This is a genomic window from Streptomyces sp. NPDC057616 (assembly GCF_042800575.1).
Lineage (GTDB): Bacteria > Actinomycetota > Actinomycetes > Streptomycetales > Streptomycetaceae > Streptomyces.
The window spans coordinates 50,610-68,727 of record NZ_JBHVGU010000005.1 but is presented as its reverse complement, the minus strand read 5'-3'; the positions used below and the strand labels follow the sequence as shown (position 1 = coordinate 68,727).

Sequence of the window (18,118 nt, the reverse complement as noted above, 5' to 3'; positions counted from 1 at the left end):
ACGCCCACGGAGGCCCGGCCCATGTCCCATGCACTCCCCCGACCCGACGACGACGGGGTGGTGACCGCGGCGCCGCGGGCCAATACCGTCGTCGCCGTCCTGGCCTTCGGCGGGATCGTGGTCTCGCTGATGCAGACCCTGGTGATCCCGATCGTCCCGGAGCTGCCGAAGCTGCTGAACGCCCCGGCGTCCGACACCGCGTGGGCCGTCACCGCGACGCTGCTGGCCGCAGCGGTGGCCGTCCCGATGATGGGGCGGCTGGGAGACATGTACGGCAAGCGCCGGATGCTGCTGGCCAGCCTGGTACTGCTGATCGCCGGCTCGGTCACGGCCGCGCTCAGCGACGAGCTGGCCCCGATGATCGTCGGACGGGCGCTGCAGGGCATGGCCAGTGGCGTGATCCCCCTCGGCATCAGCATCATGCGCGACGAGCTGCCCGCCGAACGGCTCGGCTCCGCCACCGCCCTGATGAGCGCCTCGCTCGGCGTCGGCGGCGCGCTCGGCCTGCCCGCGGCCGCGCTGATCGCCGACAACTTCGACTGGCACGTGCTGTTCTGGAGCTCGGCGGGGATGGGCTTCGTGGCGCTTCTGCTCGTCCTGTTCGTGGTGCCCGAGTCGAAGGTGCGCACGGGCGGACGGTTCGACGTCGTCGGCGGCCTCGGGATGGCGGCCGGCCTGCTCTGCCTGCTGCTGCCGATCTCCAAGGGCGGCGACTGGGGCTGGAACAGCGGCACCACGCTCGGCCTGTTCGGCGCCTGCGTCGTCATCCTGCTGCTGTGGGGCTGGTACGAGCTGCGCACGGACCAGCCGCTGGTCGACCTGCGCACCACCGCCCGCCGCCAGGTCCTGGTCACCAACCTCGCCTCGATCGCGCTCGGCTTCGGCATGTTCGCGATGTCCCTGGTGCTTCCGCAGCTCCTGCAGTTGCCCGAGGCGACCGGCTACGGCCTCGGCAAGTCGCTGCTCACCGCGGGCCTGGTCATGGCCCCGTCGGGCCTGGTGATGATGGCCGTCGCGCCCATCTCCGCGGCGCTCTCCAAGGCCAAGGGGCCGAAGGCCAGCCTGATGCTCGGCTCCCTCATCGTGGCCGCCGGCTACGGCCTCAACATCCTGCTGATGTCCGAGGTCTGGCAGTTCGTCCTGGTGTCCTGCGTCATCGGCTCCGGCATCGGCTTCACCTACGGCGCCATGCCCGCCCTCATCATGGGGGCGGTGCCGCCGTCGCAGTCGGGCGCGGCCAACAGTCTCAACACCCTGATGCGGTCCATCGGAACGTCGACCGCGAGTGCCGTCGCCGGCGTCATCCTCTCCCAGCTGACCATCGACTTCGGCGGGGTCGCGCTCCCCTCGGAGAACGGCTTCAAGACGGTCCTGGCGGTGGGCGGCGGCGCGGCGCTGCTGGCCTTCCTGGTGGCGTCGTTCATTCCGCGGCACGGGGTGCCGGTGGCGGCGGAGCGGGCCGAGGCCGGGGCCGATGGTGCGGCCGGGGCCGATGGTGCGGCGGGCGCGCCGGAGAAGGGCCTGGAGCAGGGGGTGAAGCAGGGCGCGGCGAGCGGCGCCGGCGAGACCGGAACGCCTGAGACGGCGGTGGGCGAGGAAACGCCGGTGGCCGGGGGCGGCATCCCGGTGGACGGCCGTGTCCTGGGCGCGGACCGCGTGCCCGTCGCCGCGGCCGCGGTCACGCTCATCTCGCTGGGCGGGAAGCAGCTGAGCCGGTCGGTCGCGCGGAACGACGGTTCGTACGGCGTCCAGGCGCCCACCGCGGGTTCGTACGTCCTGATCGCCTCGTCCGAGGGCTACCAGCCGCAGGCCTCGACGATCGTCGTCGACGGTGGCCCGGTCTCGTACGACGTCCTGCTCAGCGGCACCAGCGGCCTCGCCGGACTGGTGCAGTCCGCGGACAGCGGGACGCCGGTCGCCGATGCCGTGGTGATCGTGACCGATGTGCGCGGGGACGTGCTCTCCAGCGGGCGGACCGACGTACTGGGCGAGTTCATGGTGACCAACCTGGTCCCGGGGACGGCCACGCTCGCCGTCAACTCCCCCAAGCACAGGCCGCTGGCCCTGCCCGTCGAGATCGGCGGCGGCACCACGCGCATCGAGGTCGAGCTCCGGCCGGGCGTCCACGTGCGGGGCACGGTGCGCGGAGCGGGTGCGCGGCTGAGCGACGCCCGGGTGACCCTGATCGACGCCGCGGGCAACGTCGTCGCCACGACGAGGACCGGGCACGACGGCGCCTACGCCTTCTCCGACCTGGACAGCGGTGCCTACACGGTCATCGCGACGGGCTACCCGCCGCGGGCGGCCACGGTCACGATCTCGGGCAGCGACACGGACGACCACGACATCGAACTCGCGCACAGCGGCGAGTAGTTCGCTGCACCAGAAGAGTCTGTGACCGGCATTGCTGCTGGTCACAGACTCTTCGTGGCGTCCGGTGAGCTACTTCGCGAGGGTGATGGTGTTGTTGCACCCCAGGGTGGGGCCGACGTTGGTGCTCTGCGTGCCGGGCGAGCCGTCGCCGTTGACGTTGCCGTTCCCGAACCCGGACTGGCCCTGTACGTCGACGTTGTCGCCGGTCGTCGTGCAGGTGGTGCTCTGGCTGAACTGGGTCACGTGGACCTCACGGGCCTGGTGCTCGCGCGTGTGTGCGTGCCCGCGTCCGTGCTTGGGGCTGTGATCGTCCCCGTACCCGTTGGCGTGGGCGGTGCCGGCGCCGAGGAATCCGACGGCGCCGAGGAGGACCGCCGCGACGACGGTCTTGCGAGGCTTGTGCATGTCTTCTCCGGGTGTTGAAGCGGACGCGAACGTCATCTGCCACGCCACAAGATGACGAGAGGTTAATGCGCAAATGCCCCATATCGTCTCGTCGGCACGCCGGATCGTCCGATCAACGAACACGGGCATCAACGGCCTGGGCGCCGCCCCAAATCCCTTGTGCGGCAAGGGCATCGCCGGGTCGCGCACGGGCGTACTCGCTCCGCACAGAACCACCCGGGTGGCGGTGCCGGTGGCGGGGCCGGAAGCGCGAGACGCGACGTCGCGAAGATCGTCCGCCTTCGATTCCGGTCGGAAGATCGCCCACAGCACGAAAAACCCCCTCCGCACTGCATAAACGCAGTTCAGAGGGGGTCTTCCTCAGCGTGGCGGCGCCAGGATTCGAACCTGGGAAGGCTGAGCCGGCAGATTTACAGCGGGCTCCGTTCACCACTTTCGACCTGCGTTTCCTCTTGAACTAGCCGGTGCTGGGGGACGCATGGGGGAAGGTACGCCGCGATCTCACATGTCGAAGCCCACACCTGAGGTCGCCCGTCATCTACACACCGTCCTGGAGCTGCACCTCGCGAATCGTCAGATTGCCTTCCTGGAGGCCGAGAACGTCGCGTTCAAGGTCAAGCTCCCCCCGGCCGAGGAGCCTCGGGACGAGCTGCCTGAACAAGCCCCCTGCCTCACAGACTTCCTGAGTGTGGTGGCGCGTGGCCGGGTCCGAAATTGGGGCCCCTGGACTAACAGGTGGGGCTATCGTCGCCGCATGGCCCGTTCCTGTGTGTTTTGCGGCTGTACGCCCGTTACCAATGAACACGTCTATCCCCGATGGTTGGCGCAGGCGTTTCCCGAGATCCCGCCCACCGAACGGGCGATCATGATCTCCTACACAGATCAGGACAGATCGCGACGTCACTCCGGCCGCATGTTCACAGCGCAGGTCAAGGCCGTGTGCGAGCCCTGCAACAGCGGCTGGATGAGTGCTCTCGAAGGGCGAGTCCAGCCGTACCTGCTGCCCATGATCAAGGGTGAGATCACAGAGCTGCCCCCCAACGCTCAAGAGGTGCTGGCCACCTGGACCCTCAAAACGGCCCTGATGTGCCAGATAATGCAGCCTCAGGAATTGCCCAACCTGCCAGCCGACCTCTTTAGGGACCTGTATCAAGACCGGTCACCCGCCGCCGAGATGAAGGTGTTCTGCGGTTACATGATGCCGCCCCAGTACCTCAACGGTCCGAGCCCCGTGGAACACCGCTCCATACCGAGCAGGCGCCGAGACCGCACGGAAGACGGACGGGAGTACGAACTCTGGGCCACCGTGGTGACCATCCGGATCGGCTATGCGGTGCTCCAACTCATGAGCGCGGGCCCCAAGGGCCTCCGGTACGAAGTCGGCCTTGGGGACTTCTCCCCATACGTCGAGCCGCTATGGCCCGTCCGGGAGACATTCTCCTGGCCTCCTCGCGCCCTGAAGTCGGTCAGCGAGTTCAACGTCTTTGCTGATCCCCTCAGCAGGGTGAAGCGGCCGGTTCCTGAGTAGGACCAGGCATGACTCCGGTCCACCCACCGAGTCTCTGAATTCGTTCGCACCTGAAGTACAGGGGCGGATACCGTCCATCCATGGACGATTCACTCTCCTTTGAGAGTCTGCTTGCCGGGGCAAAGAAGTTCGCCGGGCTCGCGCTGCAAGCCCACCGCGACCGGGACGACGAAGTGTTCGTCCTGCACACGGGCGTCAGCATCGAGCGCCTGATGAAGGCGTCCCTGGCCAAGACTAACCCCGTGTTGCTCATGGAGACCGGAGCCGTCAAGGACGACCGTGTACTCCTGCACTTCGCGGGACTCCGGCCGTACGGGGAGCGGATCCGCACCGTCAGCGCCTCCGCAGCTCTCGCACGCATACGATCAGCCGGGTGGCTGCCGAAAGACCCGGCATTGGACGATCTGATCGAGCTGCGCAATGGTGTCGTCCACCTCGGGCCCACTGAAGCGGACAGCTCGGATGTCCTGGCCACCTTCGGTCGAACGACCAATACACTGATGGCACACCTCGGCCTTGATCCCGTTGACTACTGGGGCGCCTGGAAGCCCCTGATCGACATCTCTCTCAACGATCAGCTCGAACGAATCGAGCGCGACGTCAAGCGGCTCATTGAGCAGGCTCGCCACCGCTATGCAGAGCGGACTGCGCGGCTTCCTGCTAAGGCCGTTCAGCTCCTCAAGGATGACGCGGCGCTTGGAAATCTCCCCGGGTTCCCGACCTCCCAGGAGGGCCCCATCGTCTTCGGTCGGGTCGCCTGCCCCGCGTGCGACAACCCTAACGCAATCGTGCTGCTGGTCTTGAACCGTTTGGGCGACGCCAACCGCGCTGAACGCCGTGCCGCTTACGCCGGATACGGATGCAGCCTATGCGCACTGCCGCTGCCGACCATCGAGCAGATGGACGCGACCGGGATCGACGTCATGGACGTGAAAATGCCAAACCGCCCGCTATCAGTCATTGAAGCGCAGCTGAACGATATGCTGGCGAATATGACCGCGGAGGCCGCCGCTCAGGCACAGTAGCCATTGCCGGATGACGAAGACGGCGGCCGCGAAAAAGACGGCACGCCGGCCGCGCGGCGCCTAGTCCAGCACCCTCAGGGCCGTATCAGGCTGGCACTGCGGGCACACCTTGACTCCGTCGGCGAGCGCCCGCCGGGGCTGATCCCGGATGATGCCGCGGCTGGGTGTCACCGCTGCGCGCTACGGTGCCACCGGAGGGGTGAGAGTGGATAGTTACGAGATAGACCCGGCGACAGGCACGTACTTGGGGCCCCCGTACGAGTCGATGTACGTCTACGCGATCGGGACGGCCGACGCGCTGAAGGTCAAGATCGGTTACGCCACAGGCCGCCTAGAACGTCGCCTGTCAGAGATCCAAGTAGGCTGCCCGTTGCCTTTGGAGATCCTGTGGTGGGCTGAGGCTGGCCCGGGCCTCGAAGAAGCACTGCACCGCATCTTCGCCCGACAGCGCCTCCGCGGCGAATGGTTTGAACTCGGGCCAGAGCGATTGTCGATGTTTGACGCCCTGCACGAGGAGTTGTACTCCGAGAACTACGCGTTGATCGAACAGGACGCGGCGCAGCACCACGCCCGACAGAAGGCCAGCCGCATCCGAGCCGCACTGCTCGCTCAGCGTCAATCGCCCCCTCTAACCCGCGTGGCCCCTACCCAGGTGCCAGCGGCACCTCCGCCCCTGACGGCAGCCGTTATCCCCGGTGAAATTCACCTGACACTGCACCCTCCGGACGCCACATCGGGCGGCACTGTGGAATGGATGGCCGTACTCGACAACCGTCAACAAGTTGCGCGGATTCCGGCTCCGTTGACTTCAGGGCCTCACCTGCGCCTGAAGCGTTTCAGTAACCACAGATCACGCTTCGTGGTCTTCGCTGGAAATCGCGCTGGTGTCTCGCTCCCTTCAGCCGCTACAGAGGTGACAGCTCGAACTAGTTAACGGCGGTCCTCCTTCTCACTCGCCTGCACAACTGAGACCGTCGCACACGACGACGCGCCGCTAACCCGAGACTCGGGGGTTCGTCAGGGTTGTTTGGGCATGAGCAACAAAAGCTGCCCGGTTCTCCAGAAGCCGATCTTTTGCGCGCTCAACTTTCGACCACCAGTCATCCAACGGTCCAAGGTCAGGTGGTTCAGGTCCGCTCGGGATCAAAGCGTTCGTAAGATGAGCGACGTCCTGTTGCACAGCGCGCACGTTTGACCGCAAGGAGATTGCCGAGTCCGAGACCTCTGCTGGACCGAGCATCAGAATTTTTCCTAGTTGGTGATCCACATCGCTATCACGTATCTCCACGGTGCGGTAAACAGCCAGGTCGACGCACTCCAAAGCGCCGTCATACAACGAGAAATCATTCGTGGCTTCCGCCGTGCCGAGGGCAAGAACGCACTCATCCACGGCATTTACAAAGGCGTCACAGGCGCTGAGGTGGGCCACGTAGGCTTCCTGCCGTTGCTGGCAGAGCCACTGGCTGTGGGCTGATAGCCCTTGATCCTTGACTTGTCTACGGCCCGCCTTATACGCCAGCACTCCACTCACAAGCGCACTTCCGCCCCCAGTAACTAGGCCGATCACTGCGGCCCACAGGGTCGCTATCCCACCATCCACCGAACAATGATCTCCCGTCAGAGGGCCGAGCGTGCAAGCTTTTTCCCATGGCGACGAGCACAACTTGGGCTGTCACCTCCATGGATGACAACAGGGAGCATCCCGTGATCACAGCACAACGATCGATCCAAGGTCCCTCGGGTCGCGGCGGAAGACAGGAGCGGCTCCAGTGTCAGTGCTGTAATCTACGGTGTCGCGCATGGCCCCTTCTGAGATCACTCGTGCAGGCATCTTGCAGGCGATTGCGGAGCACGACCGGATCGGCCCCCAGGCGTTCCGGGACACCTACGGCTTCCGTGCCGCGGCTACCTATCTCCTCGAACACGAGGGAAACCTGTACGACTCGAAGGCCATAGCTGGCGTTGCCCACAAGTACGACTTCGGCGTGGCGCTCAAGCCCTCTTCCCCTGGACTCAGTGGTGGTCTGAAGCACGCTGTCGCCTGGCTGAGGAGGGAGGGTTTCACCGTGGTGGAGCCCCCCAAGACCTTTCACCGGCGTGTGGGAGACGTCCGTCCGGCTCGACGTGCAACGGGGCCCGCCCTGCACCGTCCTGTTCTGCTGCTCTGGGCCATCGGCCAGGCTCTGGCCGGAGCACCTCGCATGCGGACGTGGGCGACCACGCGTGATGCTCTTGCCCCGCTGCTGGTGAAGTACGGCCAGGTGGAAGACTGTGTGGACGGGGCCCGTTACCCGTTCTGGGCGCTCGTTCGCGATGAGCTGTGGACCGTCGAGCAGGGGCAGGACCTCAACCTGACCAGTCGCAGGCGGCGCCCCACCCTGGAGTCCCTGAACGAGATCAATCCCCTTGGCGGTCTGCGCGAAGATGACTACAACCTGCTCCGTTCGCAGCCCGATGCCGCGGCATCCGCGGCTGCCGGGCTGATCCTTCGCTACTTCCATTCCCTCCCCGAAGACTTGCTCGAAGACTTCGGCCTCCACGAGTTGCTCGCCGGCAGGTGGCCGGATGCTCTGCGTCCCCTGCTTGGGGAAACCTTCAAGGATCGAGACGCCATTTGGCGGGCCTACGGCGGCCAGAAGATGGCAGGGATTGGCTGCCTCGCCGACGGCATCCTGAGCGCCTTCTCCGACGACAAAGGCCCTTACGCCGATGGGCGCATCCCCGACACCAACTGGATCGCCTACGTGGGCGACGGGCTCTCTGGCGACCAGAAGCTCACCGACGGCAACGAACTCATGGCCGAACATCAGACAGCCGGCCGCCCGCTGCGCTACTGGCACAAGCCATTCCAGGGACAATTCAGCTTCGAAACCTGGGCCGTGATCGTGCAACGCCGACTGCGCTGGGGTGTGGGAGAAGACAAGGTGCCCCGCCGCGAGTTCCTCTGGGTGCTGGCGCCTGTCCCCTCCCCGGACCGAGCAACCTGGCCCGCCGAAGTGCTCGAAGCGCTGGACGCCGATACAGGCGAACTCCACGACGACACCGGCGACTACCGTCCCAGCGACCTGGACCTCGAAGCCCCCAGCGGCGAGGAGAGCGACGCGGATGCGTATCGGCGTCTAGCGCAGAAGGCCGAGGCGAACGCCGAGCGGCGCAGCCAGATGAAGAAACCGACCCTGGCCGACAAGTACGTCCGCGACCCCAGCGCGCGAGCCGCGGTCATCAAGCGCTGCCACGGCAGGTGCGAAAGCCCTGAATGCGCGGGCCACCCCACTGAGCTGACAACAGCTGGCCTACCGATCCTGCAGGTCGACCACGTCAAGGACCTAGCCAAGGGCGGACCCGATGTCCCTTGGAACATGATCGGCTTGTGCCCCAACTGCCACGCCCTCAAGACCTACGGCGAGAACCGAGAGAAGCTCCGACGACTGCTCGCATCGACTGCGCGCCGCCTCCACGAGGCCAAGCTCAAGTGACCTACTCGTGCTGGTCCCTACTCATGGAGTAGGCACCAGCACGTCACAGGAACGGCTTTCAAGAGCGTCGCGATGTCACGGTTCACCCTCACTCTGACCTGCCCTCATTCGTCAACATGCCAGATCCCTTGAGGCGCTGGCTCACACATGGCCCACAGAGTCCGATGCTCTGGGATCGAACACGGTGATCTCACCTCTCCCTAGCAGCCCACGTCCGTAGGGCTGTTGTCGCCACGAGACCTCGGAATGATTCTTGATCAACTGTGCAAAGTTGACCATGTCGACGGATCCTCGGACTTACCGTGTTTCCAGTGCGACGCTGCGCGACATGGGGAGGTCGTCTTGCAACCGTTGACCAAGGACCAGCTTCGGGCCGCATACCCCGACGAAGAGGAACAGCGGAACATCTTCCGCCTCATGATCCTCAGCGAAATTCTCGAGATGTGCCTCATCGCACGTGACTACAAACCACCAACATACCTCAATAACCAGATCAAACTAACCGAATACGGACATGAGAAAGTACAGGCCTTTGCGCGCAGAAAAATTCCCGTCCCCGAGGCGCGTACCATTTGCTTTTTGGAGTTCTCCTGGATCGATCTAATCATCGACCATAGGGCGACAGATGCCAGGCTCGTCCAGGACGCCATAAGTAAGCAGATTAAGGACCGAGCCATCATCTACCCGTTCATTTTCGGGCGGGAGCTTTACGACCGGGCTTATGACCAAATCGATCCCGAGAAGCGTGAACTTGACCTTTCCGACACGCTTGAATTCCTGAAAGGAACCCCTCAAGGCGTATTCCAAATGCATGAATACGTCACTGGCCCCTTCGGCCTGCTGAACAGTAAAGAGATGCGATTTTATCAGCCACAGCGGTACGCAAACTTGCTACACTGCAGCGACCCCAGCTGTCACGTAATCCATTCAGTGCACTTCTCAACTGCTAGTGAAGCGCCGATCAATAAGCATCGAATTGAAGCGGCGCGAATTCTCCAAAAGGAGAGCGAGATCCCCAGCGCTTGGGCGTCCTTCCTCTCAGATGTTTTCACGGGACTGGTACACCCCGCGCGCGACAATGCCAGCGAGACGATAATTCCAATCCTGGGTGACTGCCTAACAGACGTTGAAATAGGCGCGCTCACAGAGTGGCTGCTAAACAACACGAAAGGCGCATTGCGCGACCTATGCAGCACTCTCCAACTTCGCGGAAGCGCCTCTCAAATCGTCAACGGCATGGGCCGCGCTGAATTGATGCAGCTATGCCTAACTATGAGTGATCGAGATATCATTCAGGGAATCGACACTCTTGTGCATCAAGAAGTAATCTCGGTACCTCGCTCGGAGATCCGACGCCCTCCCATCAACGGTGATTCAGCCTTCGGAGCTTTCAGGCTGAGTGCAGAGCTCGGTTCGCATGGAATTCGGACACGATCCGCACGTATGAACCTCGCAACACTCAGATTGAGAAGCCTCGTTGAGGACATGTACCGTCTCTCGGATGTTGCTGACCGAGAAGAATTGGAGTGGCAGCTGAGAGATGCCACGGGCGACACACTGGAGGCGCGCCTCGAGAACTATCTACTCGAGCAGTCTCCCTCGTCAGTGGTCAAGAGTCTTGTCCTGGCGCGAAAGAGTAACGCCGTGGCGGCATGCGAAATATTGCGCCTGCGGGAAGGCGCAACGGACGACAAGGATTTTATCCCTCTCATCCTCTGGAAACTAGGATTCGCCTCACCGAGCGAGGGGGACCCACACTCCGACTTCTGGCGTTTGCATGAAGAGATGGAGAGAATGGCGCGGCTCGGGCCAGGCCGCCCCTTGTCTCCTTCGGTTGAGGAGTTTCGAGGAGTGGCAGCTAATTATTTCGTCGCCCTCGAAAGTGCGTTGGATGACGCTGTCGCATTCACGGTTTGGGCCCTTTCTCACGATCACGTAACCGATCGGCGGCCTTTCGTGTTTGAACCGGAACACCAAAGGATCAAGTCTTATAATTGGCTACAATCTGCGGTTTCCCAATCGGGCGACGCAGAACTCGCTTACGGAGAGAGAAATAATCTCTACCCTCTTTTTAGAGGGTTCCAATGTCTCGGGTCTGAATTGCAGCGACTGGCAGCAGAGCGCGACGCGCACAAACGTAGCCCTGAGGATTTTCCAGAATGGGTTGGCCAGCAATCCTTGCAGCGGTTCCCCTTCGTACACTCCATCCCATTTCTTGACCTGACAGATGACTCAAGGGAGATGATTCTCAGGAATCTCCACGAGATCAGCCGAATACTAGTGTCGGAACAAGCATATGATGCTCGCAACAACTGGCTCCATGGGGGCCCAAAAGACTTGGACTTCGGAAACGTCAGGGCCACACTGTCGGCCATTCGGGATGCAATTCAACTAATTGAGGACTGTGGCTTCGTTCGCACGATTTTCGCTGCATCCTCTCATCGATCCGACGGGTATGGGAGATCCGTAACCACGCTCAGAAATACGCGCCAAGTAACTCTTGAGGTGCACGAACCCTCTCCATTCCTCTGGCTGAAGCTCCCCAGTGTGGGCGGGGGTGTGCACGTGATGACGGCGGCTTGCTTTTCCGCACCGAACAATTTCCTACGATTCCGATCGGAAGTTGCTTCGCCGTTTACGGCGATGTGGTCGGATTATCCGCGCCGAAAGCCGCAGTCTCAAAAGGTGGGGCACGCCCTGGATGCAGTAGGTGGCTCCAATAGGGACCAGGCAGGCTCCGACGGAGGAACTTCGACTATTTCCTGATCTCCTCCCGGCGATCGTGTAGGTCACGACGGGGGTGTTGGCGTCAGCGTGCCGTCTGGGGCGCCAGGCCGCATGCACGTCGCCCTTGTCGCTCTTAGGCTGATCGTGCTCGGGGCTTCTCGCGGAGGTCTGCCATGCCCCGAACCATCTGGTCTGGCGCCATCTCATTCGGGCTGGTCACGGTGCCGATCCACGTGGCCAGTGCCACCGAGAATCACAGCATTAGCTTCCACCAGTACCACCTGGCCGATCAGGGCCGGATCCGCTACCGCAAGTTCTGCGAACTGGAGGACCGGCAGGTCTCTGAGAGTGAGATCGGCAAGGGCTACGAGTACGCGAAGGACCAGGTCATCCCGATCAGTGACGCCGACCTGGCGAACCTGCCGCTGCCCACCGCGAAGGCGGTGGAGATCGAGTCGTTCGTGCCGCTGGAGTCCATCGACCCGATCCGCATCGGCGCCGGCTTCTACCTCACCCCCAACGGGCAGGTCGCGGCCAAGCCCTACAAGCTGCTGCGCCAGGCCCTGGGCCGCTCGGCGCGGGTGGCCATCGTCAAATGGGCCTGGCACGGCCGCGAGCGGCTGGGCCTGCTCCGGGTGCGTGACGAGGCGCTCGTGCTGCACCTCATGTACTGGCCGGATGAGATCCGCGATCCCACCGAGCTGCTGCCGGCGCCGGTGGAGGTGACCGAGGACGAGATCGAGGGAGCTCTCGCACTCATCGCGACCATGACCCGCGAGGACCTGGAGGGGCCGGAGTTCCACGACGCCTACACCGACGCCCTGGCGCAGATCATCGAAGCCAAGCGGGAGGACAAGCCGCTGCCCGAGGCACCCAAGGAAGAGACAGGCGGCAAGGTGCTCGACCTGATGGCCGCCTTGCAGGAGTCCGTGTCGAAGGCCAAGGCCTCCCGGGGCGAGAACGCCGACGTCCACGAGATGCCGAAGCCGAAGAAGAAGGCGGCGAAGAAGGCGCCGGCCAAGAAGGCCGCGGCAAAGAAGTCGACCCGCAAGCCGCGCAGCGCCTAGTCGAGGATGCCGAGCGCGTTGTCCGGCCGGCAGTGCCCGCACGCGGGGATGCCTTCGATCAGTGCTCGGCGTGCGGTGCCACGGTCGACGGGGCGGACGCGTTTACCGGCCATGGTGCAGTCGCCGACGTGCACGTAGAGCGGCGGGTTGTTGGGGTTGAGGCCGCGTTCGAGGAGCCAGTCGGGTGCGGGCGGTCGGGCTTGTCGGCCGCGCTGCTGCTCGGCTTCCTGTCGTTCTGCTGAGGTGATGGCCTGCCGGATGTTCTTCAGCTGCAGCTGGAGCCAGGTCTCCAGGGTGCGGAGTCTGGGTAGATCAGGCGGCAGCTCGTTCACGTGTTCGATTCTAGGCGCTATGGTGATCAGCGCACCCCAGGGGTAGAGGAGGCACCGTGGCCCGCGAGCGCATCAGCCTGGTGGAGTTGCTACGCCGGCACCCCGTCGACCTGTCCGCCCTGCAGCCGGCACCCGCCGAACCTACGGGCCGCGAGCTGTCCGCGCGCGTTCGGGCCATCCACCACAAGCCGTGTTCGGTGTGCGGGCAGATGTGCGCCACGTCCCGCGTGCACACCACCCCGGAGCAAGGCCCTCGCTGGGTCGACCTGTGCTGGGACCACGGGCTGGCGACCATGCCGGTGTCGCGCATGCCGGACACCGTGGAAGGCATCCTCGCCGAACTGCGGGAGGCGGCAGCCGAGGTTGCGGCCGAGCTGGGCCGGCCAGTGCCCATGACGGTGTGGACGGACAAGGACGGCTGGCGCGATGAGCCGAGGTCCTGACCCGCGCCGCTTCCACCTCACCCTGACGACCACCGGCCGGCCGGTGGTCGGACGAGAGGGTCGCCCGCGCCAAGTTCGTCCGCTGGATCGGCGAGTACGGCACCATCCCCGGCGCCCGCCTCACCCTGGTCGACGAGGCCGAAGCCCGCACCTTGGCCATCTGGCCGGACGAGACGTAGCCCGTCAGCCCTGGGGCTTCGCGTGCCGTACGGCCTTCTTGACCGCCTGCTCCACCTCGTACCGCGACAAGCTCACGCCCTCACGGGCCGCGTACTCCGTGACCCCCGCATGGAACTCCTCGGCCACGGTGCGCCACGCCCTCCACTGCGCCTCGTACGGCTCGCCTTCGAGGCCGGCGAGTCTTGCGTGTGCTTCCACGGCGGAACGTTCCAGCTTGATCAATTCGTCGGGGATGTCTGCCACGATCTGGAATCTTAAGCCGCCGCCCCGGAGCCGCCGGAGTCTCAGACCGGTGAGGACCTGACCTGAGTGAGTCAACGGCACGGGTCGTTTCCGGACGTTGTCCAGACAGCTCATTGGATCACTGCCCAGTTGGGCAGGCTGGCGGATGGAGAGAAGCTGCCTTACGCGCCACGTGGCGCTGAACTAGGGGGACTTGTGATCGTCCGACGGTACCTACGCGAAGATGACGAGCTGGCCCAGCACCTCACCCACCAGCTCAACACTCCACTGGACTGGCCAGAAGGTGAAAGGCTGGACACTGGGCACGTCGCGAAGATTGCCTCCGCGGCAGCCTGCGACGTCGCATACAACCAAGCGGCCAACGGGCATCTGGTCGACCTCTTCGCCGCGCTCCCCCTGCCGGGCACCCCCGAAGGGGATGAGTTCTGGGGTTCACTCAGGGATGTGGGAGGTCTTTCCGCCTGGAACATAATTCCCGCCAATGCAGGTGGTCCCTTCTTTGACTACTTGCTCAACGGGAACGAGGGGGGGCATAGCCAGCCGCGTGCTCAGCTTCCTGGGAGACCTTGACGACAAGCAGCGCGACGACGTAGCCGAAGTGATCGGCGCAGCGCTGGGGCAAGACACGTTCGCAACCGGTGGCCGATACCTCGGGACGCTGTGGCTGCGTGACGCCGAGACCACCGCCTGGCACGTCCTGCTCGCCAGCCGCCGGACCGGCGAGACGGCTGCCGACCGCAAACGATTCTTTGACGCCTGGGGCAACGCCTAAACGGCGTGAAAGCGGCAGCCCGCCCAGTTCAACTGGGGCGGGCTGCCTTTGTGCTGTCGAGAAGTCGCGTCAGACGACAGACGGCCAGCGAACGGTGACGACTACGGAGTCCTCTTCCGCCTGCCACGAGTGATCTATCCCGGGCCCCCACACCACATAGTCGCCTTGCTTCTCCAACGTGACGCTACCCACGCTGAGGTCTAGCCGGAACTTGCCGCTCACGAGGAGGAGCATGGCGGTCCGGTGATCGTCGGCCACCCACTCCGGCCGCTGCTCGCCTGCCGGGTGGATACCCCACTTCACCTCCAGCGCCCCTGTCTGGCGCACCGCGCTCTTGGTTGGGTCGATGAAATGCCCCAGAAGCCAACCGCGGTGTTGGTCTGCATCGGCGTTCGCGTTGCCTGTGTACCAGTTGTCAGCCATGACCTACGACTCCAATTCGATGGAAGGCATCCGAACACGCTGCCCGCCGATGGTGGCAAGCCGTCGGCAACCTTGGGTAAATGCAAAGAAACCTTCATTGCTCCAGCGCGGGTCAAGCGCCAACGACTCCAGCCGCATGGTATCGAGACTGGAGTAGCGGTGAAGTCCGCTTGATTCCCAATTGGCTCTAACTTGACCGCCGTACTTGGCCCACCACTCTTCGTCATCGATAACGACCAGGCTGGCGAACTCATAGTTGCCGCTCACGAGGTTGATCCCTACAGCAGTGGACTCCATCCGCCACGCGTCGCTACCTTGCCGGTCCATGAGCCAGCGCATTGGATCGGAAAGGAGACTTGAGTGCATGGGATCAGCGTGGAGCTGATCGCTGACAGTGGAATCCACATCGGTCCGGCCGAAGAGCTCTTCCTCCATCTCCCGCTCAAGCGTTGCTGAGAAACGAGCATCCTCTCCGTAGTCAGCCATCGGCCCGTGGAACGCTTTAGGGATGACCGCTAGGCGTCGGTTCGCGTTGAGCACACTGCCAGACCGCTCTTGAATTAGAAGGAGGTAGTCGGGGTCGTGGCCGCGCCCGCGGGGCCTTGCAATCGCAGTTAGGGCTAGCGCTCCGCCTGCACAAATACGCTCGGAGAAGTCCAAAACTGCCGCCACATTGGGTAGAAGCTCATCTCGTATTGGCATCGCTGATGGTTGGCGGGATCCTTGACCGGCGATCGACCGCATGAGCTCACCTTCCAAGAGGTTGAGCGTCAAGGCGAATTCAACAAAATCAATGACGGCCACACTGCCAGATACAATCCCTGGCCGGACATTCAATGAAGTCAAAGTGTAGATTTCAGAGTTGACGATCTGGCTGCCTTTTTCAAGTGATTCAGCCAAGCTCCGCGCCGCCTCTTCCCCCAGGGTCTGGCTAAGCTTCCTTCCATGCCGCGTGTTGGGGTAAAACTGGAAGTTGTCCTGTCCGGTGCCCACCGGTTGCGCCAGGTCCAGCCACGCGTCCTGCGTCAGGATGGTGGTCGCATGCTCCCGACCGGATACGTACGCCTTGTACGGGCGGCATTGGCCGAAGCCCGCTCGGTAGTAGCGCCAGGCAGCTTCAGCGGCCTGCTCCCGGGTAACCCGGGCAAGTTGTTGGGCCTGCCCTTCCATGGAGCGTGGGTCCAACGAGGCAAGTTCTTCCGCAACTCGCTCTCGTGCGCTGCCTGGCGCCCAATTAAAGTTCGATTCGAGCCAGGCCAAAGCGGCTGCGATGTGAGGGTCTTTCTCTAAACGCTGCTGTGCAGGGGTTTGGCGACGTGCAGCAACTTGCGCTTTCTGCGGTTGGCGATTCTCCGCTAAGAGCGAAAACCGCACCTTCACATCGTCCGCCGCCTGAAAAAGCAACGTATCCAGAGCGCGCTGAATCTCCACTGTTGGGACCAACTGCGGGTTAGCGCTCCACGCTGCTACAGTCCTGACAGATGCGCCGAGAAGGTCAGCAAATCCCTCGTTTGTTTCGCGAAGAGCCCTTTTGAGTGCGCTTGCGTTCTGGCCGGTCCAGGTGTCAACGACGTCCAATTGATCCCCCTGCTGTCAGTGGCCTGCACTGCGGCTGCACTCCGACTGCACTCCGACTGCACTCTCGCTTCATGTTGATTTACCGAGAGGCGCGATTGACTGCTCTCATGAAGAAGCGGAATCCAAACAGCCAAACATCCGCCTCGCCCTCCGGCTTGCCGGAAGATTACTTTCCCTCCAGGACCGCGACGCGTCGGCGCAGGTCCCCAACCTCACTTCGCAGCTTCTCGACCTCCTCGCGCAGTTCGGTGACGGCCGCGGCAGGGTCGGCAAGCTGTGCGACATGGCCGGCGTTAGGCGTCAGGAAGGCGCCTTTGCCCTGGTGGCTTACGGCAAGTCCGTCTGCCTTGAGTTGGTTGATGGCCGCGCGCGCCACAGTCACTGTGGCGCCATACCTCTCCTGGAGCTGGGCAAGCGAGGGGAGCTGTCCGGTCCCGGCGAACTCGCCGACCGCGATACGTCGCCGCAGGTCATCGGCCACCTGCTGATAGGCAAACTTGCCCGTCCATTCGACCATTTGCACCCCAAGTTTCGTCCCGGTCCCTGCCTCATAGTGCCTAAGTCGCAGAGCTAGTACCAGTGCCGCCGCTACCTGTTCGGCGAAGGCACTTGACTCACTCTGCCTCACAGTGCACTCTGAGGCAGAGTTGAAGGGCTCGATCCCACAAGCGGGTGGTGCCCTCGTAAGTGGATCTGACCTGCGCGAATGCATGTTTTCCGCGCGCAAGTAGCACCCCGTCGGGCCCGCTTACACGCGGTCCGAGCGGCAGGGGAGACGTCAAAGTCCGTCGTCTTCACGGATTGATCGGTGTCATCGGCTAAGCCGTTGGTCTGACCCTCGGGCGTAGACCCTGGGACCGGATCGGCGGGGATCCCGGTGGTTGGGCTGCACCCGGTCCATGACAGGTAGCCATTCCAGGGAGATCAACTCAGCGAGTGACGTCTGAGTGACGCGGTGACCGCGCGCCGTCCAAGGGAGGCGGAGCAAGGCGCATACGGGAGCCGCGAGCGACAGTGACGGGCTTTCCCGTCACTCGTCATGCGGGCAGGACACCGGCCTCAGGTCGGTGGCCTGCCCGTTTGATGAGGAATCAGGGCGGTCCCCCGGGTGGCACCCCGAGGGGACCGCGGACAGGCACCCGACAGGAGGCACCTGTGATCACCAGTCTGACAGAGGCGGAACGCGACGACCTGGCCCGCAAGAACGCCGAGGCGAACAAGCGCAGCGAGGACAACGCCCGAGCCCGAGGCGGCCAGTGAAGGCCGGCAGCGGATACGGCAAGCCGGAGGCCAGGCCGGCGCCGGCCGCCGGGTACATGGTCGTGGCGTATCAGCGCGCCGCCGCCGTGTGTGAGGTCGCCGGCGCAGGCGCCGGCCTCACCGGGACGGACGCCGCCTACTTCGCTCGCGAACTGCGCGAAGAGTTCCCGGACGCGATCGTCGCGATCCTCCCCAAGAGCTAGACCCAACCGCTCTGAACGGCCCCGATGGCCCTGGCTGGGTTCGATTCCCGGCCGGGGTACTCCGGCCGGCCGCCTCGCGCGGC

The 18,118-nt window shown here is 63.9% G+C and carries 18 protein-coding genes; 10 read left to right on the top strand and 8 right to left on the bottom strand.

What is annotated here, in order from left to right:
- The first annotated feature begins 21 nt into the window (after nt 1-21).
- Nucleotides 22-2,373 (top strand): MFS transporter, encoded by a 2,352-nt coding sequence (locus ACFU97_RS07350; protein WP_384252163.1) that lies wholly within the window; start codon nt 22-24, stop codon nt 2,371-2,373.
- A gap of 69 nt (nt 2,374-2,442) precedes the next feature.
- On the opposite strand, the gene ACFU97_RS07345 is transcribed toward ACFU97_RS07350, so the two are convergent.
- A complete protein-coding gene (locus ACFU97_RS07345) occupies nt 2,443-2,778 on the bottom strand; it encodes a hypothetical protein (protein WP_384252160.1) in 336 nt (111 codons plus the stop codon).
- Between the two features lie 505 nt (nt 2,779-3,283).
- On the opposite strand from ACFU97_RS07345, the gene ACFU97_RS07340 reads away from it, so the two are divergent.
- Both ACFU97_RS07340 and ACFU97_RS07335 read left to right on the top strand, forming a co-directional pair.
- A complete protein-coding gene (locus ACFU97_RS07340; protein ID WP_384252157.1) occupies nt 3,284-4,306 on the top strand; it encodes a hypothetical protein in 1,023 nt (340 codons plus the stop codon).
- Between the two features lie 80 nt (nt 4,307-4,386).
- On the top strand, nt 4,387-5,331 hold the full coding sequence (locus tag ACFU97_RS07335; protein ID WP_384252154.1) for a hypothetical protein: 945 nt from the start codon (nt 4,387-4,389) through the stop codon (nt 5,329-5,331).
- A gap of 60 nt (nt 5,332-5,391) precedes the next feature.
- Here the strand turns inward: ACFU97_RS07335 and ACFU97_RS07330 are convergent, their stop codons facing one another.
- Nucleotides 5,392-5,502 (bottom strand): DUF6233 domain-containing protein, encoded by a 111-nt coding sequence (locus tag ACFU97_RS07330; RefSeq protein WP_384252152.1) that lies wholly within the window; start codon nt 5,500-5,502, stop codon nt 5,392-5,394.
- On the opposite strand from ACFU97_RS07330, the gene ACFU97_RS07325 reads away from it, so the two are divergent.
- Complete coding sequence (locus tag ACFU97_RS07325) at nt 5,480-6,265, top strand: GIY-YIG nuclease family protein (protein WP_384252149.1); 786 nt, start codon at nt 5,480-5,482, stop codon at nt 6,263-6,265. The two genes, ACFU97_RS07330 and ACFU97_RS07325, sit on opposite strands and share 23 nt — an antisense overlap.
- Nucleotides 6,266-6,325: 60 nt before the next feature.
- On the opposite strand, the gene ACFU97_RS07320 is transcribed toward ACFU97_RS07325, so the two are convergent.
- Complete coding sequence (locus ACFU97_RS07320) at nt 6,326-6,760, bottom strand: hypothetical protein (protein ID WP_384252146.1); 435 nt, start codon at nt 6,758-6,760, stop codon at nt 6,326-6,328.
- Nucleotides 6,761-7,130: 370 nt separating this feature from the next.
- Here ACFU97_RS07320 and ACFU97_RS07315 point away from each other — a divergent pair, with 370 nt between their 5' ends.
- The 3 genes from ACFU97_RS07315 to ACFU97_RS07305 all read left to right on the top strand — a co-directional run bounded on the left by ACFU97_RS07315 (nt 7,131) and on the right by ACFU97_RS07305 (nt 12,601).
- Nucleotides 7,131-8,807 (top strand): HNH endonuclease, encoded by a 1,677-nt coding sequence (locus ACFU97_RS07315; protein WP_384252144.1) that lies wholly within the window; start codon nt 7,131-7,133, stop codon nt 8,805-8,807.
- Nucleotides 8,808-9,158: 351 nt separating this feature from the next.
- Nucleotides 9,159-11,573, top strand: coding sequence for a hypothetical protein (locus ACFU97_RS07310; RefSeq protein ID WP_384252141.1), 2,415 nt, complete (start codon nt 9,159-9,161; stop codon nt 11,571-11,573).
- 134 nt (nt 11,574-11,707) lie between these two features.
- Nucleotides 11,708-12,601, top strand: a complete 894-nt coding sequence (locus ACFU97_RS07305; protein ID WP_384252139.1) for a Ku protein — start codon at nt 11,708-11,710, stop codon at nt 12,599-12,601.
- Here ACFU97_RS07305 and ACFU97_RS07300 read toward each other — a convergent pair.
- Nucleotides 12,598-12,933, bottom strand: a complete 336-nt coding sequence (locus ACFU97_RS07300) for a DUF6233 domain-containing protein (protein ID WP_384252136.1) — start codon at nt 12,931-12,933, stop codon at nt 12,598-12,600. The two genes, ACFU97_RS07305 and ACFU97_RS07300, sit on opposite strands and share 4 nt — an antisense overlap.
- Nucleotides 12,934-12,989: 56 nt before the next feature.
- Between ACFU97_RS07300 and ACFU97_RS07295 the strand changes: the two genes are divergently transcribed.
- On the top strand, nt 12,990-13,376 hold the full coding sequence (locus ACFU97_RS07295) for a hypothetical protein (RefSeq protein WP_384252133.1): 387 nt from the start codon (nt 12,990-12,992) through the stop codon (nt 13,374-13,376).
- A gap of 183 nt (nt 13,377-13,559) precedes the next feature.
- Here the strand turns inward: ACFU97_RS07295 and ACFU97_RS07290 are convergent, their stop codons facing one another.
- Entirely contained in the window at nt 13,560-13,799 is a 240-nt protein-coding gene (locus tag ACFU97_RS07290; RefSeq protein WP_384252130.1) for a hypothetical protein, read from the bottom strand.
- 544 nt (nt 13,800-14,343) lie between these two features.
- Between ACFU97_RS07290 and ACFU97_RS07285 the strand changes: the two genes are divergently transcribed.
- Complete coding sequence (locus ACFU97_RS07285; RefSeq protein WP_384252127.1) at nt 14,344-14,571, top strand: hypothetical protein; 228 nt, start codon at nt 14,344-14,346, stop codon at nt 14,569-14,571.
- 69 nt (nt 14,572-14,640) lie between these two features.
- Here ACFU97_RS07285 and ACFU97_RS07280 read toward each other — a convergent pair whose 3' ends face one another.
- The 3 genes from ACFU97_RS07280 to ACFU97_RS07270 form a co-directional block, all read right to left on the bottom strand.
- Nucleotides 14,641-14,994 carry a signal peptidase I gene (locus tag ACFU97_RS07280; RefSeq protein WP_384252124.1) on the bottom strand — a complete coding sequence of 118 codons (354 nt, stop codon included), beginning with the start codon at nt 14,992-14,994 and terminating at the stop codon, nt 14,641-14,643.
- A gap of 3 nt (nt 14,995-14,997) precedes the next feature.
- Complete coding sequence (locus ACFU97_RS07275; RefSeq protein WP_384252121.1) at nt 14,998-16,572, bottom strand: hypothetical protein; 1,575 nt, start codon at nt 16,570-16,572, stop codon at nt 14,998-15,000.
- Nucleotides 16,573-16,738: 166 nt separating this feature from the next.
- Nucleotides 16,739-17,089, bottom strand: a complete 351-nt coding sequence (locus ACFU97_RS07270) for a winged helix-turn-helix domain-containing protein (protein ID WP_384252119.1) — start codon at nt 17,087-17,089, stop codon at nt 16,739-16,741.
- 739 nt (nt 17,090-17,828) lie between these two features.
- On the opposite strand from ACFU97_RS07270, the gene ACFU97_RS07265 reads away from it, so the two are divergent.
- Nucleotides 17,829-18,035 (top strand): hypothetical protein, encoded by a 207-nt coding sequence (locus ACFU97_RS07265; RefSeq protein WP_384252116.1) that lies wholly within the window; start codon nt 17,829-17,831, stop codon nt 18,033-18,035.
- Nucleotides 18,036-18,118 lie beyond the last annotated feature (83 nt).